Source organism: Phenylobacterium sp. (assembly GCF_031425575.1).
Lineage (GTDB): Bacteria > Pseudomonadota > Alphaproteobacteria > Caulobacterales > Caulobacteraceae > Phenylobacterium.
This window is the reverse complement of record NZ_JANPJP010000068.1, coordinates 1-5,614: the sequence shown is the minus strand read 5'-3', so window position 1 is coordinate 5,614 and position 5,614 is coordinate 1. Positions and strand designations below refer to the sequence as shown.

The 5,614-nt window shown below is 67.4% G+C and carries 3 protein-coding genes; 2 read left to right on the top strand and 1 reads right to left on the bottom strand.

The window, feature by feature from the left end; all coding sequences use genetic code 11:
* Positions 1–48: 48 nt before the first annotated feature.
* Positions 49–1,656: a GMC family oxidoreductase N-terminal domain-containing protein gene (locus RMO97_RS03950; RefSeq protein ID WP_310539241.1), complete on the bottom strand. Its 1,608-nt coding sequence runs from the start codon at positions 1,654–1,656 to the stop codon at positions 49–51.
* A 193-nt stretch (positions 1,657–1,849) separates the two neighbouring features.
* On the opposite strand from RMO97_RS03950, the gene RMO97_RS03945 reads away from it, so the two are divergent.
* The gene (locus RMO97_RS03945; protein ID WP_310539240.1) at positions 1,850–2,773 is read left to right on the top strand and encodes a formylglycine-generating enzyme family protein; all 924 of its coding nucleotides are present in this window, start codon (positions 1,850–1,852) and stop codon (positions 2,771–2,773) included.
* A gap of 164 nt (positions 2,774–2,937) precedes the next feature.
* On the top strand, positions 2,938–5,614 hold a 2,677-nt coding region (locus tag RMO97_RS03940), incomplete at its 3' end, for a TonB-dependent receptor (protein WP_310539239.1).

Below are 5,614 nucleotides of genomic sequence, written 5' to 3'. Positions count from 1 at the left end.
GGCGAACTCCCGCTCTCGACCCCGCAAGGGGAGAAGGAAACCCACGCTTCACCCCCGCGCGTCCTCCACCATCATCCGCGCGGCCTTCTCGGCGATCATCATGGTGGGAGAGTTGGTGTTGCCCGAGGTGATGGTCGGCATCACAGAGGCGTCGGCGATCCGCAGGCCCGCCACCCCATGCACCCGCAAGCGGGCGTCCACCACCGCGCCGGGGTCGCTCTCCAGCCCCATCCTGGCCGTCCCCACCGGATGAAAGATCGTGGTGCCCAGGGTCCGGGCCGCCGCCAGCAGCTCGTCGTCGCTCTGCGCCTCGGCTCCAGGTCGGCGCTCCACCGGCGAGAACCGCGCCAGGGGCGGCTGGGCGACGATCCGCCGGACCAGGCGCATGGCGTCCACCGCCACCTGCTCATCCTCAACCGTCGAGAGGTAGTTGGGCTGGATCAGCGGGGCGTCGCCAGGTTCGGGGCTGGCGGCGTGGATCGAGCCCCGGCTGGCGGGACGCAGGTTGCAGACGCTGACCGTGATGGCCGGCGCCACATGCAGCGCCTCCCCGAACCGCTCCAGCGACAGGGGCTGGACATGGAACTGCAGGTTCGGCGTCACCTGGTGGGGCGAGGACCTGGCGAAGGCGCCCAGCTGCGAAGGCGCCATCGACATCGGCCCCTTGCGGAACAGGGCGTATTCCGCCGCCATCAGCGGCCGCCGCCACCAGGAGGCGTAGAGCTCGTTCATGGTCGGCACGCCGGTGACCCCGTAATAGGGCCGGATCTGCAGGTGATCCTGCAGGTTTTCCCCGACGCCCGGCAGATGGTGGGCGGTCTCGACGCCCAGGGCCGAAAGCCGGCCGCCGTCGCCAATCCCCGACAGCTCCAGGATCTGCGGCGTCCCCACCGCGCCCGCGGCCAGCACCACCTCGCCGTCGGCGCGCGCCTCGAAGGCCTCGGCCCCCTGCGTCCACGCCACGCCCACGGCGCGGTCATTCTCGATCAGCACACGGCTCACCTGCGCCCCGGTCACCAGCTTCAGGTTCGGCCGGGTCAACACGGGTTTCAGGAACCCCCGCGCCGCGCTCCAGCGCCGCCCGGCCTTCTGGTTCACCTGGAAGTAGCCGACACCCTCATTGTCGCCGCCGTTGAAGTCCGCCACCACGGGGATGCCCGCCATCTCGGCGGCGGCCGAGAAGGCGTCCAGCACGCCCCAGCGCATGCGCGGATGCTCCACCCGCCACTCACCACCGCTGCGGTGGTGGTCGCCGACCGGGGCGATGTGGTCCTCCTGGGCCAGGAACAGCGGCAGGACATCGTCCCAGCCCCAGCCAGCGAGACCCCTCTGGCGCCAGCCCTCATAGTCGGCGGCCTGACCGCGCATGTAGATCATGGCGTTGATGGCCGAGGACCCGCCGATAACCTTGCCGCGCGGATAGGCCAGCTTGCGCCCCGCCAGGCCCGGAATGGCCTGGGTCTCGAACATCCAGTCGGCGCGCGGATTGCCGATGGAGAACAGGTAGCCCACCGGGATGTGGAACCAGATCCAGTCGTCCTTGCCGCCGGCCTCCAGCACCAGGACCCGCGTCTTGGGATCGGCCGACAGCCGGTTGGCCAGCACGCAGCCGGCCGAGCCCCCGCCGACAATGATGTAGTCGAACCGCTGGGCCATCACCGGCTAGTCGTCGTTCATGAAGACGCGCGCCGAGCGGGGCGAGATGAGCCCCGCCACGCTCTCCATGCCGCCGCCGGCCGCGAACCACGCCTCGTGATCAGCCATGCCCAATCCTCTGAGTCGCCATGACCCGCGCCTTGAGCGATACGGTTTGGCGCCGGTGGTGACAATGCGCGACAGGGAGAGGCCCATGCGAGAGACCCGACCCGCTCTGCCCATCGCCGCCGGCGCGCGCCGGCCCGGCATGACCTGGATCCCGGGCGGCGCCTTCCGCATGGGGTCAGATCATCACTATGCCGAGGAGGCGCCCGCTCGCGACGCTCGCGTGGACGGGTTCTGGATCGACACCGCACCGGTCACCAACCGCCAGTTCGCCCGCTTCGTCCGCGAGACCGGCTGGACGACCTTCGCCGAGATCGCCCCGAATCCAGCCGACTATCCGGGCGCGCCGCGGGAAAGCCTGGTGGCCGGCTCCCTGGTCTTCACCCCGCCCGCCGGCCCCGTACCCTTGGACAACCCCGGCGGCTGGTGGCGCTATGCGGCCGGCGCCGACTGGCGCCACCCGCTGGGACCCGAGAGCGGCCTCGCCGGGCTCTGGGAACACCCCGTCGTCCATGTCGCCTGGAGCGACGTCGAGGCCTATGCCGTCTGGGCCGGCGCCGACCTGCCCACCGAGGCCGAATGGGAGTTCGCCGCCCGCGGCGGTCTGACGGACACCGAGTTCGCCTGGGGCGACGAGCTCAGCCCCAAGGGCTGGCTCATGGCCAACACCTGGCAGGGTGGGTTCCCCCACCAGAGCCTCAAGCCGAACGGCCGCTTCCGAACCTCAAAGGTGGGAAGCTTCCCGGCCAATGGCTACGGCCTGTCGGACATGATCGGCAATGTCTGGGAGTGGACCCGGGACGGTTGGTCCGCCCCCTCCCCGACCGCCTCACCCTGCTGCGGCGACAGCTTCGATCCCGACGCCCCCACAATTGCGCGCAAGGTGCTGAAGGGTGGCTCGCACCTCTGCGCGCCTACCTACTGCCGGCGCTACCGGCCGGCCGCGCGCCATGCCCAGAGCATCGACAGCTGCACCTCTCACATCGGGTTCCGTTGCGCGATCAGGCCCTGATCACCTGCTTCTCGAGCCCCTCGCCCAGGGCGGTCTCTAGCCGCGCCTCGCGCCGGCCCGCCGACGTCCAACAAATTGCGGGACGATCACCAATGTTTCTCGCCAGCGTGACCTAACCGAATCCGTGGGCTCCTAGAGATGCTCTCCTCACCGGAGGGGTCAACATGAAATCTCGGAACAGTCATCGCGAGATCGCGCTTTGCGGCGCGGCGCTATCTGTACTCGTCATCACACTGGCTGGCGTTTCGCCGGCGCGGGCGGCCGACGCGGCGGCGGACGCTGCGGACGCCGGTGAGGTTTCGGAATTGGTGGTCACCGCCCCGATCCGCGAAAGCCTTGAGAAGTCTCTGGCCATCCAGAAGGAAGCCGACAACGTCGTCAACGTCATCGCCGCCGACACCATCGGCCGCTTCCCCGACGCCACGGCCGCCGGCGCCCTGGCGCGCCTGCCGGGCATCGGCGTCCAGCGCGACCAGGGCCAGGAGCGCTACATCCAGATCCGCGGCGCGCCCACCCGCTGGACCACCGTCGCCCTCGACGGCATCAATGTCCTTGGCGCCGAGGACCGGATCTTCCGCTTCGACTCCGTGCCCGCCGCCCAGATCAGCCAGGTGGTGCTGAACAAGACCCTGCTCCCCGACATGCCCGCCGAATCCCTGGCCGGCCGGGTGAACATCGAGACCTTCTCGCCCATGAGCATGCCGGGCTTCCACGGCACGTTCGACGTTGGCGGCGGCTTGGTCGATCTGGGCGACGGACCGGTGAAACAGTATTCCGGCCGCCTGTCCTGGGCCAACGACACCTGGGGCTTCAGCCTGATCGGCTCGCATTATTCCTTCGAACAACAGACGGACAATTCCGAGCCCAGGTTCGACGCGACCGGCATCACCCAGCTGCGGGTTACCAAGTACATTATCACCCGGCAGACCGAATCTTACTCTGCCAAGGTTGAGTACGCTCCGAATGACGACAATCGTTTCTCATTCTCGCACCTGAAGACCGAGTTCAACGACTTCGAGGAACGCAACCAGTTCCGCCTGCAGTACAGCAACGCCTTCTCGGGAACGCGAAACTTCCAAACCGCTGATCTGGTCGGCGTGCCACAGGACTTCCTGTTCGAGGACGGGGTCTACTCCAACGGCGTGTGGTTCACCGTGCTGCACGGCGAGCACAAGCTCTCCGACTGGAACATCGACTGGAACCTCGCCCACACCTCAACTGAGTTCAACACCTATACGCCCCTCACCGCCCAACAGACATCGACGGGGCTGGGGCGTCCGACGGCGGCCAACGCCCTGCTGCTACCCTCCTTGCAACTCCAGGTGAACGCCATTGCTGGAGGCATCCCGTTCGCCATCCTCTACGACACGGTCAGCGTCGGCGGAGTTTTGACCCGCGGGCCGCAGCGGACCTCTCTCAACCAACTCAGCATGACCGAGGAGTTCGCCTCCGAGTTCAGCTCGCGGCTGGAGACCCAAGCCGTCACCGCCAAATTCGACATCGATCGGGACTGGACCAGCTTCGGCGCCGAGGCCACCTTCAGCGCCGGCTTCCAGTATGACGACCGGAGCCAGGACAATCAGGACGTCGCTCTGGTGCGGGCCGACGGCACCGTGGTCTCCAACAACCGCTCCGGCTTCAATCTGCGCAACGTCGCCGCGCAACTCGGCCTGCCGTGGAATCCGAACAGCTTTGTAACGTCCAACGCCTGGGACACCGACTTCAACTTCGGCTTCTCCGCCAACTACATCCACAACCCCGCCTGGGCCTATCAGCAGCGGCTGCTGATGACGGCGGCGCGGGCCGCCAACAAGGCCGGTACGGGCAATTTCGCCGTCTTCGACTTCGATCCGCGTTCGGCCAATACGGTGGACGAGACCGTGGCCTCCGCCTACGCCATGAACCGCTGGAAGTGGGATCGCCACACCCTGATCGCCGGCCTCCGCGCTGAACGCACCAAGGTGGCCACCGAGGGCCTGGCCATCGCCGGGACGGCGTTGGTTCCGCTCGACTTCGACAGCGAGGAGACCCATGTCTTCCCCAGCCTGCACTACACCTTCGACTATGCCGACGACGTGAAGCTGAGGGCGGCCTTCATCACCGGGGCGGCGCGGCCAAGTCTTGCCGACATGCGCGCCTCGGTGTCGGTCAGCGACTCGGCCCAGACCATCAGCGGCGGCAACCCCTTCCTGACGGCGGAAACCGCTTACGGCGTCGACCTCACGGCTGAATGGTACTTCGCTCCGGCCTCGCTGCTCGCGGTTAGCGCCTATCATCGCGAGATCAAGGACGTACTGTTCGACGCCTCCACCCTTGTGGGCGACAACAGCTACGACTTCGGCGGCGTCAATCGCAGCGGTTATACCTTCAACACCACTCTGAACGGCGGCAAAGGTCACCTAAGCGGCGTCGAGTTTGTCTACTATCAGCCCTGGACCTTCCTGCCGGGCTGGACCTCCGGCTTCGGCTTCCAGGGCAGCCTGGCCCTCACCAAGGGCGAGTTCGAGACCCCGGACGGCGCGACGGTGGAGTTCCCCGGCACCTCGGATAGGATCATCGGCGCCACCCTGTTCTACGAGAAGTACGGTCTGTCGACCCGTCTTACCTACCAGTACCGTAGCGACTGGCTGGACGAGGTGTTCCCCAGCGGCAGCGCGTCCAACTCCAACCTCTACTGGGACGAGACCACACGCCTGGATCTCTCGGTCCGCTACCAGGTCAATGACACCCTCTCGCTGTTCATGGACGCCAACAACCTCACCGATGAGCGGGGCGTGCGCTACCAGGGCCAGGAAAGCCGGCCCTACGAAGTCGAAGGCTTCGGCCGCAAGTACCTGTTCG

What these genes read in the sequence shown, in the direction of transcription:
- RMO97_RS03950 (WP_310539241.1), bottom strand. Translation starts at nt 1,656, where the DNA reads ATGGCCCAGCGGTTCGACTACATCATTGTCGGCGGGGGCTCGGCCGGC.
- RMO97_RS03945 (WP_310539240.1), top strand. Translation starts at nt 1,850, where the DNA reads ATGCGAGAGACCCGACCCGCTCTGCCCATCGCCGCCGGCGCGCGCCGG.